18 protein-coding genes are annotated in these 15,502 nt (G+C 56.8%); 3 read left to right on the top strand and 15 right to left on the bottom strand.

Translation table 11 applies throughout. The features are described 5' to 3' along the window. Positions 1–13: 13 nt before the first annotated feature. The 8 genes from trpB to ACN0VM_RS05825 form a co-directional block, all read right to left on the bottom strand. The gene (trpB, locus tag ACN0VM_RS05860; RefSeq protein WP_417449922.1) at positions 14–1,222 is read right to left on the bottom strand and encodes a tryptophan synthase subunit beta; all 1,209 of its coding nucleotides are present in this window, start codon (positions 1,220–1,222) and stop codon (positions 14–16) included. A gap of 53 nt (positions 1,223–1,275) precedes the next feature. Next, positions 1,276–1,920, bottom strand: coding sequence for a phosphoribosylanthranilate isomerase (locus ACN0VM_RS05855; protein ID WP_417449921.1), 645 nt, complete (start codon positions 1,918–1,920; stop codon positions 1,276–1,278). A gap of 8 nt (positions 1,921–1,928) precedes the next feature. Continuing rightward, the gene (locus tag ACN0VM_RS05850) at positions 1,929–2,828 is read right to left on the bottom strand and encodes an NINE protein (protein WP_417449920.1); all 900 of its coding nucleotides are present in this window, start codon (positions 2,826–2,828) and stop codon (positions 1,929–1,931) included. A gap of 36 nt (positions 2,829–2,864) precedes the next feature. Next, positions 2,865–3,698 carry a crotonase/enoyl-CoA hydratase family protein gene (locus ACN0VM_RS05845; protein WP_417449919.1) on the bottom strand — a complete coding sequence of 278 codons (834 nt, stop codon included), beginning with the start codon at positions 3,696–3,698 and terminating at the stop codon, positions 2,865–2,867. A gap of 68 nt (positions 3,699–3,766) precedes the next feature. Beyond that, the gene (locus ACN0VM_RS05840) at positions 3,767–5,209 is read right to left on the bottom strand and encodes a hypothetical protein (protein ID WP_417449918.1); all 1,443 of its coding nucleotides are present in this window, start codon (positions 5,207–5,209) and stop codon (positions 3,767–3,769) included. A gap of 83 nt (positions 5,210–5,292) precedes the next feature. Further along, entirely contained in the window at positions 5,293–5,967 is a 675-nt protein-coding gene (locus ACN0VM_RS05835; protein WP_417449917.1) for a B3/4 domain-containing protein, read from the bottom strand. 28 nt (positions 5,968–5,995) lie between these two features. Further along, entirely contained in the window at positions 5,996–6,787 is a 792-nt protein-coding gene (locus ACN0VM_RS05830) for a formyltransferase family protein (RefSeq protein ID WP_417449916.1), read from the bottom strand. Next, entirely contained in the window at positions 6,784–8,145 is a 1,362-nt protein-coding gene (locus ACN0VM_RS05825) for a DUF4910 domain-containing protein (protein WP_417449915.1), read from the bottom strand. The genes ACN0VM_RS05830 and ACN0VM_RS05825 overlap by 4 nt, the downstream gene beginning before the upstream one ends. Positions 8,146–8,335: 190 nt before the next feature. Between ACN0VM_RS05825 and ACN0VM_RS05820 the strand changes: the two genes are divergently transcribed. Genes ACN0VM_RS05820 through ACN0VM_RS05810 form a run of 3 tightly spaced genes read left to right on the top strand, consistent with a single transcriptional unit; the run spans position 8,336 to position 9,735 of the window. Next, the gene (locus tag ACN0VM_RS05820) at positions 8,336–8,713 is read left to right on the top strand and encodes a hypothetical protein (RefSeq protein ID WP_417449914.1); all 378 of its coding nucleotides are present in this window, start codon (positions 8,336–8,338) and stop codon (positions 8,711–8,713) included. Next, positions 8,692–9,522 carry a hypothetical protein gene (locus ACN0VM_RS05815; RefSeq protein ID WP_417449913.1) on the top strand — a complete coding sequence of 277 codons (831 nt, stop codon included), beginning with the start codon at positions 8,692–8,694 and terminating at the stop codon, positions 9,520–9,522. Before ACN0VM_RS05820 ends, ACN0VM_RS05815 begins: the two co-directional genes overlap by 22 nt. 9 nt (positions 9,523–9,531) lie before the next feature. Further along, positions 9,532–9,735, top strand: coding sequence for a hypothetical protein (locus ACN0VM_RS05810; protein WP_417449912.1), 204 nt, complete (start codon positions 9,532–9,534; stop codon positions 9,733–9,735). Between the two features lie 4 nt (positions 9,736–9,739). Here ACN0VM_RS05810 and ACN0VM_RS05805 read toward each other — a convergent pair whose 3' ends face one another. The 7 genes from ACN0VM_RS05805 to ACN0VM_RS05775 all read right to left on the bottom strand — a co-directional run bounded on the left by ACN0VM_RS05805 (position 9,740) and on the right by ACN0VM_RS05775 (position 15,495). After that, positions 9,740–10,255, bottom strand: a complete 516-nt coding sequence (locus ACN0VM_RS05805; protein ID WP_417449911.1) for a demethoxyubiquinone hydroxylase family protein — start codon at positions 10,253–10,255, stop codon at positions 9,740–9,742. Between the two features lie 18 nt (positions 10,256–10,273). Beyond that, entirely contained in the window at positions 10,274–10,507 is a 234-nt protein-coding gene (locus ACN0VM_RS05800; RefSeq protein WP_417449910.1) for a helix-turn-helix transcriptional regulator, read from the bottom strand. A gap of 1 nt (position 10,508) precedes the next feature. After that, positions 10,509–10,937, bottom strand: a complete 429-nt coding sequence (locus ACN0VM_RS05795; protein WP_417449909.1) for a hypothetical protein — start codon at positions 10,935–10,937, stop codon at positions 10,509–10,511. 183 nt (positions 10,938–11,120) lie between these two features. Beyond that, a complete protein-coding gene (locus ACN0VM_RS05790) occupies positions 11,121–11,645 on the bottom strand; it encodes a hypothetical protein (RefSeq protein ID WP_417449908.1) in 525 nt (174 codons plus the stop codon). Further along, a complete protein-coding gene (locus ACN0VM_RS05785; RefSeq protein ID WP_417449907.1) occupies positions 11,635–11,961 on the bottom strand; it encodes a hypothetical protein in 327 nt (108 codons plus the stop codon). The genes ACN0VM_RS05790 and ACN0VM_RS05785 overlap by 11 nt, the downstream gene beginning before the upstream one ends. An 83-nt stretch (positions 11,962–12,044) precedes the next feature. Then, positions 12,045–14,267: a 3-hydroxyacyl-CoA dehydrogenase NAD-binding domain-containing protein gene (locus tag ACN0VM_RS05780; RefSeq protein ID WP_417449906.1), complete on the bottom strand. Its 2,223-nt coding sequence runs from the start codon at positions 14,265–14,267 to the stop codon at positions 12,045–12,047. Between the two features lie 22 nt (positions 14,268–14,289). Beyond that, a complete protein-coding gene (locus ACN0VM_RS05775; protein ID WP_417449905.1) occupies positions 14,290–15,495 on the bottom strand; it encodes an acetyl-CoA C-acetyltransferase in 1,206 nt (401 codons plus the stop codon). Positions 15,496–15,502: the final 7 nt, after the last annotated feature.

Genomic DNA, 15,502 nt, shown 5'->3' with positions numbered 1-15,502 from the left:
AACGTTTCCTGTCTCAGATTTCTGCGCCAAGGGCGTCTGCCACGGTAAAGATATCCTTGTCGCCACGACCGGACATATTCAACACACACAGATGCTCTTTTGGAAGTTTGGGGGCCATACGAATGATATGTGCAAGCGCATGGCTGCTTTCAAGCGCGGGGATTATACCTTCTGTGCGACAGCACATCTGGAAGGCGTCGAGCGCTTCCTTGTCGGTTGCGGAGACATATCTGACCCGCTCGTTTTCATGCAGCCACACATGCTCTGGCCCGATGCCGGGGTAATCCAGCCCGGCGGAGATGGAATGTGCTTCGGTGATCTGACCGTCAGCATTTTGCAGCAGGTAGGTTCGGTTGCCGTGCAGCACACCCGGTGCACCACCCGCGATGGAGGCGGCGTGCTGGTCTGTATCCACGCCGTGCCCGGCGGCTTCAACGGCGAACATGTCCACATCCGCGTCATCAAGGAAAGGGTGGAAAAGCCCGATGGCGTTCGACCCGCCACCCACACAGGCCACAAGGCTATCCGGCAAGCGGCCCTCGGCAGCCATGATTTGCTCGCGCGTTTCGCGGCCGATGATACTTTGGAAATCACGCACCATCATCGGGTAGGGGTGCGGCCCCGCAACCGTGCCGATGATATAGAAGGTGTCATGCACATTGGTGACCCAGTCACGGAGCGCATCGTTCATGGCGTCCTTGAGCGTGGCGGAGCCACTGGTTACCGGTTTTACCTCAGCGCCCAGCAGTTTCATGCGGAAGACGTTGGGTTTTTGCCGTTCAATATCCACGGCCCCCATGAAGACGGTACATTTGAGGCCAAAACGCGCAGCCACCGTGGCGGTGGCAACACCGTGCTGGCCTGCGCCGGTTTCCGCAATCACCCGGGTTTTGCCCATGCGTTTTGCCAACAGCACCTGCCCGATGGCATGGTTGATCTTGTGCGCGCCAGTGTGATTAAGTTCTTCGCGTTTGAAGTAAACCTTGGCGCCGCCCAATTGCTCAGTCAGACGCTCGGCAAAATACAAGGGGCTTGGCCGACCGATGTAAACCCGGTTCAGTTCATCCAGTTCGCGCAGATATTCCGGGTCCTTGATCGCTGCCCGGTAGGCGGCTTCCACCTGATGCACGAGCGGCATCAGGGTTTCAGAGACATAACGCCCGCCATATTTGCCAAAATGCCCCTTTTCATCGGGGCCGGTGCGATAACTGTTGAGGACCATGATTTTACCTTACACTCGAGAATAAGCCGAAGACTGTCCTTATACGTGCCAACTTACCTAACGGCTTTTGCAGCGCGAAGAAAGGCCTCAATTTTTTCACCGGATTTCTGCCCCGGTGTGTCTTCAACGCCGGAGGATACATCAACGGCATGTGCGCCGCTTTCCGCGATCGCGCCTGGCAGGTTCTCCGCAGTCAGCCCGCCTGCCAAGAGCCATGGGTAAGAAAGCTTTTGATCCGCGAGTATATGCCACGGGAATGATACAGCGTTGCCGCCTGGCAAGGTGGCACCTTTGGGCGGCTTGGCGTCAAAGAGTATGGCATCGGCATGGGATGCAAAAGCGTCAGCTTGTGCAAGATCCGCGCGTTCGCTAACCCCGACGGCTTTGATAACAGATACACCCAGGCGGTTCTTGAGTTCGGACACCTCATGCGGATATTCGTCGCCGTGCAGTTGAACCCAGTCAAGATCGAGCGCATCAACGGCGGCCTCGATGAAATTATGGTTGGCATTCACAAAAACACCAACGCGTTCGGCCCGTTTGGGCAGATGACGGCGCATGGTGAAAGCAGCCTGCAAGGTGACGTTTCGCGGCGAGGGCTCATAAAATATGAAACCGAGCCAGCGCGCACCATAAAAGGCGGCAAGGTTGGCGTGTTCGGCGGTCGAAAGACCACAAATCTTGGTATGAACGGCCATAGGTTTTCTCAGGCTGTGTGGGAGTGAGGTTCGGGGCGCCACAGGCGAATGAAGCGGCCTTTGCCGTCAGTCTGCGCGCCAACAACGATCAGGACAATATCAAGCAGCCAACCGATGCCAAAAAGTCCCATTGTCAGGAAATACAGGACACCTGTGATCCAGCGGCCAATATAAAACCTGTGTATGCCAAAAAAGCCGACAAAAACCGCAAGGAACAGCGCCACCAGCCTGCTTTTGGGAGAGTAAATCGCGGCATAGGCTTCGCTTTGCGTACGGAAGGGGGCGTCATCCGCAGCTGCTGCGTCCACGCGTTTCTTGCCGTCCCCCTGAAGGGCCGCCACAGCGTTGGTGATTTTCTGTGCGGCGGCTTCTTGAAGGGCCATAACATCATCGCCCGCCAGGTTGAAGCGTTCCGACCATAAGATTGAAGCGGTGCGGTCCAGAAGCTGTACCGCGATACGGTAGCGGTTGTCCTGCATGCGGATGCTGCCTTCAAGCACCAGATGTGCGCCCAACTCACGGGCAATCTCATGCGGCTCAAGCCCACTTTCCGCCAGTTTCTCGGTCGATCGTTTGGCGGGAATGCCGAAGCCAACGGCCTGCAGGTCGGCGATCAGGTCTTCCACCAGACCGTCCCGAAAATGGGGGGGCAGGTCGCCCATTTCCTTGAAGGGCATCACCGCAATGGCTTTGCGCCCGCCATATTCCGGTGACGGCGGTGCGGCATCAATGAAACCAAGCGCGGGCATGCTGGACAACGATGGGTCTTCGCCGTTTTTGCGTGCCGCGCGACGTTGCATCATGGTGCGGCCATTGGTGACCAGAAACATGGTCAGTGCCGACAGCGTGCCAATACCGCCCAGCAGGTCGGCATTGGCTTCAATCCAGGTAATGGCCGTTTCAAACATCCCCGTCGTGCCTTCTCTAGCCCCCGGGGCGATAGATCACGCCGGGTCGTCACTTTCGTGAAGCGGCGCAAATTCGGCATGTTGCCGGGTCAGCGCCGCACTTGCTGCTTTCATCAGGTCTTCACCCAACAGCATACCGCTATTCCATGTTGCAACATAATCAAGGCCATCTGCAACGGTGTGATCGCGTGCATGATTGAGTACCGCTTTTGTACCACTGACCGCAAGGGGACTTTTACCTGCAATTTGCCCGGCGATGTCGAACGCAGCCTTTAGCGTCATGTCCTTGTCGTCATGCACATGGTTGACAAAGCCAAGCCCCTTGGCCTCACTGGCGGGCATCTTGCGGCCTGTGTAGGCGAGTTCCTTGAGTATGCCCAGCGGTAGCAGGTAAGGTGCGCGTTGCAGTGTGCCAAGGTCGGCAACAATCGCGACATTGATCTCCTGAATCGAAAACCACGCGTCCGAGCTGGCGATACGAATGTCGCAAGCCGCGATAAGGTCTATGCCGCCACCGACACACGCGCCGTGGATGGCGGCGATCACCGGTATGCGGCAGTTGTCGACAGCATTGAAGCTATCCTGCAGCCACAGGATATGACGGCGGAGTTTGTCGCGCACTCGCGCAGGGTCACCCTCTGCGGCCCCCATCACGCTGGCACTTTCTTTCAGGTCAAGGCCGGCCGTGAAATGTTTGCCGTTACCCGACAACACAATGGCGCGCACTGCCGGGTCAGCGTCCAGCGCCTTGAAGGTTTTACCCAGTTCCGCGAAGAAGGTGCCGTTCATTGCGTTCAGCTTGTCGGGCCGGTTCATCGCCACATGGGCAATGTTATTCTCTATCGTGACCTCAAGTGTTTTATATGCCATGGCTTTGCCTCCCCGGTTAGCTGTTCCCTTACCATATTGGGCGAAAGCGTCGGAAGGCCAGCGTGGTTTTAACGGTACCGGCTGACAAGCTCACCAAATGTTTCGGCCTTCGCCAGGTCCTTGCCCATGCGGCCTTTTTCAAACCAGTTCGCTGCAAATTTTTTCGCAGCCCGGTTGTCAAGGCTGCGGTCAAGGAAGTCGGCCAGGGTTGTGGTATCGGTATATCCGGCACTTAACTCCCCACGCAGTTTGCGAATCAGCGCCCAGAATTGCTCTTCGCCCAGGAGATCATGAAGCACTGCGAACGCAAGTGTGCTTACAGCATCTGCTTCGACCTCAAAGCCCTCGGTGGTGAAGTCGGTTAACGGCGTTTTGCCCAGTGTCCGGTTGCGCTTCTCGAGTGTCAGCACCTCATCAAACAGGGTCTTCTTGATATGTGGCATATCGCTTTCGGATGTTTGGGCGGCCATGATGAAACGGTCAATACCATTTGCCCAGTGACCCGCCGCGCGGGAGGGGTTCAGCATCCACATATCCAGCACCGCCGCGCGCAGTTTCGCGCCAATCCCTCTGCCTTCGCTCAAGGTGGCTGCGTCGAACATACTGTCTTCAACGTACACCAGCCCCTGTCGTCGCCCGCTGCCATATCCGTCACGCACGGAAGCAATGGTCAGTTGCGCATTGCTTTTGGGTGTGCCAACGCTTTGGTTCAGGCTTTCACTATAGGTGGCCAGTGCCGCTGCGATGCTTCGCGCTTCGGTTGCCTGCCCCGTGCGGAAGGCAACGGTGATACCGCCGCTACGGTTTGTATCATAGTCGCCGATGGCTAGAGTAAGCGGCCCTGTTGGCTGGGTGCTTTTCAGCTCAAAATTGGTTTTGGTGCCGGTGGTCGTTTTCTCAGCGAAGGAGAGATTGCCAACGATATTCTGGCTGCCGTTGACCTCAACAAAAGCCACCTGATGAAACGGCTTCCCCTGCCATGCCGCTTCGATGCCCGGCATTGTCGGGTAGGCGAAAACGGGGTAGGCGAAGCCCTCTGCCCGCAGCATGGTAAAATCGGGACTCAGCATCTCCCGTGATTGCGGCAGCCCCATGACAGAGAGGTCATCAAGCGTACCCGCGTAATGGATGACAATTTCCAACCGGCTCTTGGGTTTGAGAGGCACGGCGAACGATATGTCTACGACCTTTAGCCGTAGCCCTGTTGTGCCTGCGACGTTGGCATTGCGGTCACTTGTTTGCAGCCGGGCGCCGCCCGGACCCAATACTTTGCTAACCCTTAAGCCGGGGTTGAGGAGGATGCTAACCCTGCCAAGCGGCGCATCACCGGTGTTGCGAAAGCTGACCTGATAGGCGCCCAGCATTTGCGCCCTGTCTGGGCGTGTGTCGAGATGCAGTTTGGCGATGAGTGTACCGTTCAACAGTTCAACATCGTCATTTGCGGCGGTATAACCACCACTTGAAAAAACAAGAAAAACAGCAGCGACAACACGTACGGCAGCAAAACTCATTCGCATCCCTGACCTCATTAGAAGTGTAACATAGTAACAATTTTGCGATTTAAGCCGAAGAAGCAGACAGGGTCAAGCGGCGGTTAGTGCGCAGGTGCGCAGAAGCCAGTGATAAGGGTGTCGGCAATTTCGGCGGCTGCTTCCACGTGGGCAATATCCACGTTCAGGCCGTATATCACAAATATCAACTTTCTGGCCCCGTGGGCTATCGCTGTGCGGTTGCTGTCGGAATAGGGGCTGCCGAAAGGACCGGCATCATCGCTGAGGATAGGTAGACCCTCAAGGTTTACCGAGCCGCGGCCGATGCCCTCGTATGCCTCTCCTGCCTCTCCGATGGTCAGGCGGATTTCGCCTTCGATCTTTTCGGCGTCATAGCAGCCAACCGGGATGCCGGTCATCAGCGAGACAAGGTTGCCGCTATCGACCACGTTATTGACCTTAAAGAGCCCCTTGCCGGAGATGACCCGGCGGGTCAGGCTTTCGGATGATGGCCGGTAGCGGCTTGGGTCCTTGCCGCAAGCCTTGAAGGCCGCGCGGATATCTGCAATCACCGGGTCTGTTGAGGCGGCTTCGCCCATCAGTTCCTCAAGCCTGAGGCGTGCACCGTCTGCGATGGCGCTCACCAGCGCCTCGTCACTGTCGCGCACACCAATGTTAAAATCGAGCATGCCCACATGGACAGCGAAGCCAAGTTCCTGAAAACGGGGATCAATTGTGAAGGCCATAGTTTCCTCGCCGGACCGAATCAACCACAGCATAAAGGTTTCAGTGGTTGGTCGAAAGGGTTCAGAACTGGCGGTGCAGTTTAGGCTCTTTTTGTTCGAACGCGCCGTCAAGATAATGGTCGACAACCCTGTCGCCATAGACCTCATAGATCATATGCAGGTGTTCGGCACGCCAGTCCCGTGATGGCCAAAGCTTACCGCTTGTTTTGTGCGCGTGTTTGATGATGTTTCCGCCGCTGGCCAGTTTCTCAAGAAGGATGAGCAGCTCATCTGCCAACTTCAACACGGCGCGGGCCGCGAGGTCATGAAGGCCGTCACCGCGCATCAGGTCTGCCGCACACTGATGCACTACATCACCCGCATCGAGCGCGGTGGTCAGGTCATGCACTGTCATGCCGGTCATCTGAGGCTCCAGCATATAGCTTGGCCAGAAATGGGTGATGGCTCCCCGGTACCATGGCGACAATCCGCCATGGATATTCCAACGTTCGCCAGGCACACAGGCCAGTGTTTCGGGGCTTAGCATATGACAACCGTAGCTTAGCAGCAGCTCCGGCTTGTAGCGTGTCAGAAGGCTTTGTACCTCGCTGCCATTGAGGGCATCTGCCGTGGTGTCATGTCGGGGCACGTTGGGCCATTCCAGTGTGCTGAAATGCCTGGCTTCACTTTCCTCGCGTTTTTGAAAGTGGTGCCTGAACAGGGTTTTCAGCGGATCGCCCAGGTGCGCAGGTGGCTCCGGCATAAAAGCGTCGCGTCGTTCGCTGACAATCGCCGTCAGGTAGCCAGTGCGGGCGAGGGCGCGGGCAATGTAGCTGTGGCGCGGATGGTCGCCGGTGACGAAAACAACCTTCATGATGCCACAGGCTCCGCGCGAAAGGACAGCAGCTTTTCAGCTTCAAGCCGTTCGATGATCGGACGAAGGTCTTCCATGCTGCATTCGCAGATATCCGCCATATCGCTCACGCTGTGGTGACCATCCGAAAGGTTCAATATCCACATCATGCGCTCCAGCCGCAGCCGGCCATCCGCTACCATGTCGGTGGAGGTGCGGCGGGTGCTGTCGGCGTTCAGGTTGGGATAAAGGCCACGTTTGCCCAATTGTGGCTCACCATACGGTGAAAGATTTACCGGCTTGCCGCCAATCTCCACCAGCCGTAAAGCAGTCTCAATGGTGTCGATACCCTTCACAAGGCCGGCAACATTCATAAATGCCTTGTCATCCAGCGAATTATGGTAGCCGTCATATTCATCGTAGGCTGAGCGCGCGAGTTGGCCCACTGGCAGGTTAAAGCCGGGGGCGCAATATTGCCGTTCGTCACTGCCCCCCACCGGTGTGAAGGTGGTATATTTAATCGGGATAAGCGAGGCTTCCTTGCCTGCATCAAGCCGTTTCATGACAGTATCTACAACCGAGTTTGCCACCCTGCTAGCCTTGTAGCGAATGCGCGGCATGTCACCACCGATACAGGTGACGATAAAACCGGCCTCAAGTTTGGCCTTCAGGTGCTCGTGATACCGCGACAGAAAACACAGGGAGCCGATTGTCTCCGGGTTTAACACAAAACGGTAGCTGTAGCGTCGTCGTTCCCAACTGCTGATGCGGCGGTATAGCGCCAGCAATGCCAGCGGGCCGCTCAGTTCATTGTTGGCCAGCGACGGGTGGCACAGGTAGCTTGTCAGCATGATCTCCCGGTCGCTTTCGCCCGGCAGCACGCAGGAGGCAAAGGGCACGCCGCCATCATCTTTGAATTCGCTTTCGATCAACACGCGGTAGTTGCCGGGCTTGAGCGCGGCGCGCACCTTGTGTGGCAGGCAGAAGCCCCAGGTACGTTTGTAGTAGCTCGTGACATACGGGATGGCGTCAGGGAGATTTGGCAGGCTGAACAGGTGTGGCTCCAACTCATCAAGGCTGAAGCTGGCGTCGACCGGTTCCGAGTAGTTGATGACCGAAAGGTTGCTCACATCCGTGTCGCATATCAGCCCACCATCCGGGTCCCAGAGGCGTGCACGTTTGCAGTGCCACTCGGGCGGCACAGTCCAGTCAAATACCTTTGATCCCGTCGGCACCTTCTCCATCTCGAGCGGCATAAACTGCCGGAAATAGTCGATCGACGCCTCAAGTCCCGGCCCGGTGATGGAGCGAAACATGGGGAAAAGGTCATCAAATGCCTTGTCGATCAAGGCGTGGTCTGACGGAAATTTATCAAACATGCAGGGTCCCTTTTTGCGTGCCGGCCAAGCATAAGCAAAAGCCGTGCCGACAGATAAGCCTAGCAAATAAGGCCCAACAAAGTGTGGGTTAATTGAGCACCACGCAGCAGGCGGCGTAAAATCATCGCCTTGGTTGTAAATTTACACTATATATGTATTGTTTTAAGGGGGTCGTTAGGGGGTGTGCCGCATGACATGCAAGCCTTTGTGGTTGGCTTTGCCCATGATTTTAGTGGCCGCCTGCACGAGCGTTGAGCTCGGAGAAGGAGGGGGTAAGACCCACCGTTATCTCGGGTTCGTCGAGGTCACGTTACCCGAGACGCGAGGTCAGCTAAGGGCTTGGCAAATCAAATCTGTGGGTATCGCTGCCGAGGACGGGATCATGCTGGGTTGGCGTGAGCAGGAGCAGGTGCTTGTCCCCCTCAAAGAACCAGACGGAGAAGCCATGCCGCATGAGGCGCCATGCAGTCTTGTGGTGGTTATTCGTTCAGATGCCGAGGCCAAACACGCCCGAGAGATTCTATCGGGCCTTGACGGGGAAAACATATGTCTGACTTCATTTCAGTGAAAGCAATTAAAATGGGGGCTGTTGCGGGTTTGATTATCGGCACGGCCGGATGCGCGCAGATGACGCGCCATTCCAACACCTTGGTATTTGGCACCACCACAACGATCGGTGTAAAAGTGGGGCAGGACGCCAGTCAGACCCCGACGATTGAGATCGGTTATGGCAGGCAGGAAGCCGCTTTTGTCCCAGTGCTTGCAAATACCGGCAGCGCCACCAATGGTGACCTCAACCCGTGTCCCGGTACCATGGTGAACGGGCAGGGGGGAGCTGTCAAAGTGGACCTGACGACTTGTAAGTTTGAGGCGACCAACAATGGTACGGACAAGGATTCGTATTCCACACTTGCATCTTTTGGCGCAGATGTCGGCGCGACAGCAGGCAAGGGAGAGGTCACGCTTGCGCAGTATTTTGCGACCGGTATTGCCGCACAGGCACTGGCGCTTTCAGGCGGTGCGAACGTCGTTCAGGCTGGCGGTGATACTACTGCAAAAGCAGATGCGGCGGGCAAGGCCGCAGATGCGATGAGCGCACAGGCGCAAGCTCGCATTGCCGCCGAAAAAACCAATGCGGTTAAATATGCTTCGACGATGGACACTGGCGAGTTGGCTGCAAAGGCAATGCTGGGCGATAGTTCTGCGCCGGTTGACGCCACCAAACGCGCGGCACTGGCCACAAAAATTGGCGTACCAGCTTGTAATGATACGGAACTGGCGAAACTCGACCAGCGCAGTGTGAAGCAGTTTCTGGCCGAGATGAAAACACAGAAATTCCAGTGCCTGGCAAGGCTTGGCACCGAAGTGCAGAAATAGGGGATACCGATGGCCAAACTTGAAACTTATGACACTGAAGCAGGCGCCATTGGTGCGCGGGACCACTATAATCATACCCTGGGCAAGCGCGCGACTGTGTTCCCGTTGCCGACCCCCGCCGACAGCCTTTCCGATTTTGGCGGCGGCGGTGCCGACAAGCTGTTCAAGGACCCGATCGACCCCGGGGTTTGGGTGCTGGTGGTTGAGGATTAGGCACTCAAAGCCTGTGTGATAGCCAGATAGCGAACTTTGTTGTGCGGCCGACAAGGGCTTCAAGCACGCCGTCGATAACTCGCGGTGCGCCACGATGCGCGGTGGCCTCGTCACGGTGGGCCGCTTCGTCTTCAATAATCGCCTGTACGGCCGCATGAAGCTCTCTGTCATGTTGCGCGGTCCAGTCAAGCTGGTCTTCAAGGTGAGTAAACACATTGCGTTCAACTGCTATGGTGCAACTCCAGATGCCCTTCTCGCCAAAAAGTGCTGTCACAAAGCCCAGCGCATAACCGCCCGCAGCCCAAAGCCAGGGCGCATGGCAGGTGCGGCTTGTGCGCGCTTTCGCGAGCGCATCGAAGATCGCAAAATGCTCCCGTTCATGCGCTTGCATGTGCTGAAGTTCAACTGCGCACGGCCAGCCCATCAGTCGCGCGACAGCGATCTGCGCACGGTATATCTGTATCGCGCCATATTCGCCCGCGTGATTGACCTTGAGGATGGTTTCTGATGTGTGGCTCATGGCCGGTGTGTTGCCTGTTCAGGCGTCGTCAGGCGTATCACCGCCATACTGGAACACCTTGTCAAGCGGTGCATTCAGTGCGCGGGCAATCTCGAACGCCGCCTCTAGCGAGGGGGAGTAGCGGCCCTGTTCAATCGCGATGATGGTTTGCCGCGTCATGCCTATTTTCTTGGCAAGCTCAGCTTGCGTCATTTCTCCCGCCATGAACCTGAGCGTGCGGATATTGTTGCTGATCTTCGTCGCTTTCGCCATCTCACGCCCCTTTGCGGTAGAGATAAAGCCGGATGGAGAAGGAGATAATGGTGGAAAGCGCCATCAGCGCGAGGATGGCGTGGGCGATGGTGAAGGTGCTGTATTCAAACATCACCAGCACGAGGATGCCAAAAAGCCCCGTGGCCTGCACATAACTGCCGACCCGTTCGGAGCGAGCTTCGATTATCTCGTCGCGTTCGTCCACCTCGCCCATCTCTTCGCCCTCATTGCGGCTCATGATGGCGGAAATAACCGTGGTCGCGATAAGGGCCGCCACATAGACGCCAATCATCACCCACATGGCCGGGCCAAACTCACCCACTGAAGTCGCACCCGCCTGCATCATCGCGAAGGCGTTCATGAAATACCAGCCGAACACCACAATCGTGGCACCCAGCACACCCAGTACCATTTTTTCATTGAAGCTCATTGTCTCACTCCTTGCCCGCTGGCGGGCAGTATGGCCCCGCTGTCGTTTTCCCGGGCCGTATTATCGGTTTTTACTTATGTAAAAAATCCTATTCTTTATGTAAGGTATTTTTTACATTACTCTTATGTAAGCCCGAGCGGACGTGGTGTAAAGAGTTTTTTACATCTAAAATGCAGCCAGCAATCACTGGTCGTCGGCTGCAGTTGTTTCTTGCGCTGCCTTCTTCGCGGAGTCCTCTCTCAGTTTGCGCTCATAGCTTTCGCTGCGGCAGGACCGGACAGGACAGCTGAAGGCGAGCGGAAAATGTGATGTGCGATAAGGACGTGCGTAGTAGATCCAGCGATATTCCATCGCCATTTCATCGAGGTATTCCGTGTTGCTTGGTCTCTCCGCGCGTGGATAAATTGGTTTCTTATTGCCATCTTTTGATGGGTTTGGTGTCAGCGCGGCTGGCGCAAACATATCTATATAGAGCTCGAATTCGCCGAAGGCTTTTGGCCGTTCGATTGTTTTGCCCTTCATTCTGCCGGGCACGGGCAACAAGTCGGAAGGGCTGTAGAAATGGATCACTTCAAGGACGGGAAAATCGGGTTTTGCACTGTCCGTGAAAAGTGTGCGCCCACCAGATGGTGCAATCGTCAGCTCATAGGTAAATTGAACTTCTATTGTGTCGCCACTCGCAAGTGGAGATGGCAGTTTAACGAACAACCCTGCCCCCCCCCCAAGAGGGTAGCTTGTGACCAGTTTTGGGGTTGGGCATGTCCACAAAGGCGACGCGGCTTACGGTCCAGCTCGGGCTATCAAAGAAAAAGGGTATGGTGGAGACAGGATTGGCGGAATTATTCCTGACGCTGATACTGGCGGTGGCTCTCCATACCATTTTGGTTGATGTCTTTGACATCAACAGTGTGCCCTCGCTCACGACTGCCGTCATTTCGAGTTCACGTGCGGCTTCGTCGTCTGCACGACCGGGCAGGTTCGCCAGCAGTACGATAATGCTGAGCAGCACGATGTTTCTGGACATAGGTCCGCCCCTCTTTTCCGGCACCCTAGCAAAAAGGGCTGCCGTTGGCAGCCCTTTCGTAGTGTCTCTGATGTCTCGGCTCTTTACGCGGCTTTTTTGCCCGGAATTTTCCCGCGGGTGTCGCCTTTGGTGTAGAAGGTTTCGCCCTTGTCCGCCATGTCGCGCAGAAGCTGTGGCGGCGTGAAGCGCTCGCCGTATTCCTGCGCCAGACGGTCAGCCTCGCGGACAAATTCGTCCACGCCCATGGTGTCGATGAAGCTGAACGGGCCGCCGGTGAAGGGCGCGAAACCCCAGCCGAAGATGGCGCCAATGTCGCCTGAAGCGGTGTCACGTAGCACGCCTTCTTCAAAACAACGGGCACATTCGATCGCCTGCCGCACCATTAGACGGGATTTGACTTCATCCACACTTGGCTGGTTCTCCGAGAGGGGGAAATGCTCACCAAGGCCCGGCCACAAGTGTTTTGAGCTGCCGTCTTCGGGGTACACGTAGGAGCCCTTGCCATTCTTGCGGCCGAAACGCTCAAGCTCGGTAACCATTTTTTCGACAAAACCGTCCGCGGGCGAGGGCACATATTTGTCGCCGAGCGCCTTACGCGTCGCCATCCCCACCTTATAGGAAAGGTCAATCGCCACTTCGTCACCCACGGCCAAGGGGCCAACCGGCATGCCGGCCATTTTGCCTGCGTTCTCAATGAGGGCCGGGTTCACGCCTTCCTTGACCATGGCATAGCCTTCCTGCACATAGGTGCCGAAACAGCGGCTGGTGTAGAAGCCGCGGCTATCGTTCACCACAATCGGGGTCTTGCGGATCTGGCTGACATAATCAAGCGCGAGGGCGAGGGTTTCGTCGTCGGTTTTTTCACCCATGATGACTTCCACAAGCGGCATTTTGTCTACCGGTGAGAAGAAGTGGATGCCGATAAACTGGTGCGGACGAGAGAAGTTTTTCGCCAGCCCTGTGATCGGAAGGGTCGATGTGTTCGAGGCGAACACAATGTCTTTGCCAATAACAGCTTCGGTTTTCTCGGTGACATCTTTTTTGATGTCCTCGGCTTCAAACACAGCCTCGATGATGAGGTCACAGTCCTTGAGATCATCATAGTTGTCTGTCGCCGTGATGCGCGAGAGAAGCGCGTCGCCCTTTTCCTGGCTGACCTTGCCGCGTTCGACACCCTTTTTCACCAGGTTGCGGCTATAGTCCTTGCCTTTTTCGGCGGCAGCCATGTCGCGGTCCAGCAGTACAACGTCCATGCCTGCCTTGGCGGAGACATACGCCACGCCCGCGCCCATCAGGCCCGCACCCAGCATGCCAAGGCGTTTCACCGTCTTGCGTTCAATGCCTTTTGGCCTGAGTGAGCCCTTCTCCACGGCCTGCTTGTTGATGAACAGGCTACGGATCATGTTGGGTGCCACAGAACCCGCGAGCAGCGTCATGAAATATTTGCTCTCGATGCGGATGGCGGTGTCAAAGTCAACAATACCGCCCTCATAGAGGCACGACAGGATCGCCTGCACAGCAGGGTAGTTGTGCTGGGTCTGTTTCTGGGCCATGGCGTTGGCGCCGATGAAGGTTTGTACGGCAGACGGGTTCATTGCCCCTGCGCCGCCCGGATATTTGAAGCCCTTTTTGTCCCATGGTGCGAGTGCACTTGGGGATTTTTTGACCCACGCCTTGGCTTTTTCAACAACCTGGTCGGTCGGCACCATCTCATTGGCGATGCCAAGGCCCAGCGCGATCTGGCCATTATATGGCTTGCCGGTGGTGATGGCCTGTGCTGCCGCCTGAATGCCGACAATACGCGGCAGGCGCTGTGTGCCGCCGGCACCCGGCAGAAGGCCCACTTGCACTTCCGGGAAGCCAAGCTGCATTTTGGGGCTGTCGGTGATCACGCGGTAGTGGCAGGCAAGCACGAGCTCAAACCCGCCACCCAGCGCAAGACCGTTCACGGCCGCTGCAAAAGGCTTGGTGCCTTCAAGCGCAAGCTGTTTTTTTGGCTTGCCGCCGGTTTCAATGAGGCGGAGGATCTTATTGAGGCGGAATGCGCCTTCAAAGGCTTGTTCCGGAGTCTGCTCGGCACCGGCTTGAGCACCCAGCATGTTAAGGTCTGCGCCCGCAAGGAAGGCGTCCTTGCCGGAAGTGATAACAGCGCCTTTGACGGTGTCGTCCTCAAGCACTTTGCCAACACAGGTTTCAAGGTCTTCGATCAGCTGCGCGTTGAACACATTCATGCCGGTGTTTGGCAGGTCAATGGTCAGAAGCGCGATGCCGTCGCTGTCTACTTCATAGCGAATGGTCTCGGTCATTGTGGTGTCTCCCTTCGCTCTCTTATACGCGTTCAATGATGGTGGCGGTGCCCATGCCGGCGCCGATGCAGAGCGTGGCGAGGGCAGTAGATTTGCCGCTGCGCTCAAGCTCGTCCAGCACGGTGCCGAGGATCATGGCGCCGGTGGCACCCAGCGGGTGACCCATGGCGATGGCGCCGCCGTTTACGTTGATGTCACTATGGTCGATATTGAGTGCTTCCATGAAGCGCAGAACCACTGACGCGAAGGCTTCATTCAGCTCCCAGACGTCAATGTCTGATGCGCTCATACCTGCACGTTTGAGTGCTTTCTGTGCGGCAAATTCCGGCCCGGTGAGCATGATTGTCGGCTCGGACCCGATCGATGCCATGGCACGGATGCGGGCGCGTGGCGTAAGCCCGAACTTTTCACCCATTTCCTTGGTGCCGACGAGAATGGCGGATGCACCGTCTACAATACCGGACGAGTTACCGGCGTGGTGCACGTGGTTGATACGCTCAACCTCGGGGTATTTTTGAATGGCTACATTGTCGAAACCAAATTCACCCATTTGCACAAAGGACGGTTTCAGCGCACCCAGCGACTGCATGGTGGTCTCGGGCCGCATGAACTCGTCATGGTCAAGCACGTTCATACCAACAACGTCTTTCACCGGCACGATGGATTTCGCGAAACGCTTCTCGTCCCACGCGGCTTTCGCGCGCTTCTGGCTTTCAACGGCGTAGGCGTCAACATCATCGCGGCTGTGACCATATTTGGTGGCGATCAGGTCGGCCGAGATGCCTTGCGGCACAAAATAGCTGTCGAAGGCCACGGATGGGTCAACCGGCCATGCGCCACCGTCACTGCCCATGGGCACGCGGCTCATGCTTTCTACGCCGCCGCCAATGGCCATGTCGGCCTCGCCAGACATCACTTTGGCCGCTGCGATATTCACAGCTTCAAGGCCAGAGGCACAAAAGCGGTTGACCTGGAAGCCCGCCGTTGTTTCGGCATAGCCTGCGTTGATCGCGGCTACGCGGGCAATATCGGCACCCTGTTCTCCCACCGGTGACACACAGCCCAGCACAACATCGTCAATGTTAGCGGTGTCGATGTCGTTACGGTCCCGTACTGCTTGCAATACCTGTGTTGCAAGCTGGATCGGCGTGATTTCGTGCAGCGAGCCATCAGCCCGGCCACGTCCGCGCGGGGTGCGCACGGCGTCAAAAATATATGCGTCAGTCATTCGTCTA

The organism is Kordiimonas sp. (assembly GCF_048260245.1).
Classification (GTDB): domain Bacteria; phylum Pseudomonadota; class Alphaproteobacteria; order Sphingomonadales; family Kordiimonadaceae; genus Kordiimonas.
This window is presented reverse-complemented; position numbering and strand designations above follow the sequence as displayed.

Bases quoted from the DNA above. Each gene is read 5' to 3' on its own strand.
- ACN0VM_RS05775 (WP_417449905.1), bottom strand. From the start codon at position 15,495: ATGACTGACGCATATATTTTTGACGCCGTGCGCACCCCGCGCGGACGT.
- ACN0VM_RS05800 (WP_417449910.1), bottom strand. From the start codon at position 10,507: ATGGCGAAAGCGACGAAGATCAGCAACAATATCCGCACGCTCAGGTTC.
- ACN0VM_RS05845 (WP_417449919.1), bottom strand. From the start codon at position 3,698: ATGGCATATAAAACACTTGAGGTCACGATAGAGAATAACATTGCCCAT.
- ACN0VM_RS05780 (WP_417449906.1), bottom strand. From the start codon at position 14,267: ATGACCGAGACCATTCGCTATGAAGTAGACAGCGACGGCATCGCGCTT.
- ACN0VM_RS05840 (WP_417449918.1), bottom strand. From the start codon at position 5,209: ATGAGTTTTGCTGCCGTACGTGTTGTCGCTGCTGTTTTTCTTGTTTTT.
- ACN0VM_RS05810 (WP_417449912.1), top strand. From the start codon at position 9,532: ATGGCCAAACTTGAAACTTATGACACTGAAGCAGGCGCCATTGGTGCG.
- ACN0VM_RS05785 (WP_417449907.1), bottom strand. From the start codon at position 11,961: ATGTCCAGAAACATCGTGCTGCTCAGCATTATCGTACTGCTGGCGAAC.
- trpB (WP_417449922.1), bottom strand. From the start codon at position 1,222: ATGGTCCTCAACAGTTATCGCACCGGCCCCGATGAAAAGGGGCATTTT.
- ACN0VM_RS05820 (WP_417449914.1), top strand. From the start codon at position 8,336: ATGACATGCAAGCCTTTGTGGTTGGCTTTGCCCATGATTTTAGTGGCC.
- ACN0VM_RS05805 (WP_417449911.1), bottom strand. From the start codon at position 10,255: ATGAGCCACACATCAGAAACCATCCTCAAGGTCAATCACGCGGGCGAA.
- ACN0VM_RS05815 (WP_417449913.1), top strand. From the start codon at position 8,692: ATGTCTGACTTCATTTCAGTGAAAGCAATTAAAATGGGGGCTGTTGCG.
- ACN0VM_RS05830 (WP_417449916.1), bottom strand. From the start codon at position 6,787: ATGAAGGTTGTTTTCGTCACCGGCGACCATCCGCGCCACAGCTACATT.
- ACN0VM_RS05855 (WP_417449921.1), bottom strand. From the start codon at position 1,920: ATGGCCGTTCATACCAAGATTTGTGGTCTTTCGACCGCCGAACACGCC.
- ACN0VM_RS05825 (WP_417449915.1), bottom strand. From the start codon at position 8,145: ATGTTTGATAAATTTCCGTCAGACCACGCCTTGATCGACAAGGCATTT.
- ACN0VM_RS05850 (WP_417449920.1), bottom strand. From the start codon at position 2,828: ATGTTTGAAACGGCCATTACCTGGATTGAAGCCAATGCCGACCTGCTG.
- ACN0VM_RS05835 (WP_417449917.1), bottom strand. From the start codon at position 5,967: ATGCTGTGGTTGATTCGGTCCGGCGAGGAAACTATGGCCTTCACAATT.
- ACN0VM_RS05795 (WP_417449909.1), bottom strand. From the start codon at position 10,937: ATGAGCTTCAATGAAAAAATGGTACTGGGTGTGCTGGGTGCCACGATT.